This is a genomic window from Dietzia sp. DQ11-71 (genome assembly GCF_014144995.1).
Lineage (GTDB): Bacteria > Actinomycetota > Actinomycetes > Mycobacteriales > Mycobacteriaceae > Dietzia > Dietzia kunjamensis.
Genome location: NZ_JAALDT010000407.1, coordinates 1 through 1,055 on the forward strand (window position 1 = coordinate 1; position 1,055 = coordinate 1,055).

Here is a 1,055-nt window from a genome sequence, read left to right on the forward strand (position 1 = left end):
TACCGGGGGCATCACGCACGCCGCCGCGTCCGTATGGTGTAGATCACACACCCCCCGACCGGCCGGAGGCGCCCTGTGACCCAGACCGTCCGCCCGTCTTCCCCTGCCCCCGGTGAGGACCACATTGACCTGTCCTGGCGCAGATCCGCATCGTGCGGACTCACGCCGAAGAGCGCCCGGCCCGGGGCTCCCGACCCACGCGCCTCCCGCTCCCACCGGCTCGCGGAGGCCGCCCGTCCGGTCATGGACGACCTGGACGAGGTCCTCAAGGACACCGGGGCGATGCTCCTGCTCGCCGACCGTGAGGGTCGGGTCATCCGCTCGGTGCGCGACAACGCCCGGATCTCCCGCATGCTGCTGCGGCGAGGGGTCGACGACGGGGCGACCCTGACCGAGGACGCGGTGGGCAACAACGGAATCGGCACGGCCCTCGAGACCCGCGCCGGGGTGTTCATCCACGGCGAGCAACACTTCGCCGAGGTCCTGCGCGACTTCGCCTGTTACGGGCACCCGATCATCGACCCGCTCACGCGACGCCTGGTCGGCGCGGTGGATCTGACGGGTATGAGCGCCGACGCCTCCCGCATGTTCGCGCCGTTCGTACGGAAGATCGTCGCGGACATCGAGGCCCGCTACGTCGACACCGCCCGTGCCGACGACCGCGAACTGTGGCACCGCTTCGTCGAACGCACCCGCACCTCCGACACCGCGACCTGCGCGTTCGGCGACGAGGTCGTACTGGCCTCGCACTCGAGCCTGGAACGGCTGGACTCCCGCGACCTCGGCAGGCTCCGGCGCCTGGTCGACCGGGACGAGCTGGGCGACTCCGTGGAGCTGTCGGTGGGTACGGTCGGGGTGCTCTCGAGCCGTGTCGGCCGCCGTGGGCACCTGCTCGACCTGGTGTTCCCGGACCAACAGCACCCGGCCGTGCCCGTCCTGGGCAGCACCCGGCCTGCCTCCACTGCCGCCATGGCCGCGTCCACCCCGGGGAGGTCGGCGATGCCCGCCGCGTCCACGCCCGGCTCCTCCAGCGGGGCCACCGGGCGGGCCCACGC

The 1,055-nt window shown here is 72.6% G+C and carries 1 protein-coding gene; it reads left to right on the top strand.

Annotated elements, in window-relative coordinates; all coding sequences use genetic code 11:
* Positions 1-243: 243 nt before the first annotated feature.
* The coding region (locus tag G6023_RS13460; RefSeq protein ID WP_472986445.1) for a sigma-54-dependent transcriptional regulator family protein at positions 244-1,055 on the top strand (812 nt) is incomplete at its 3' end.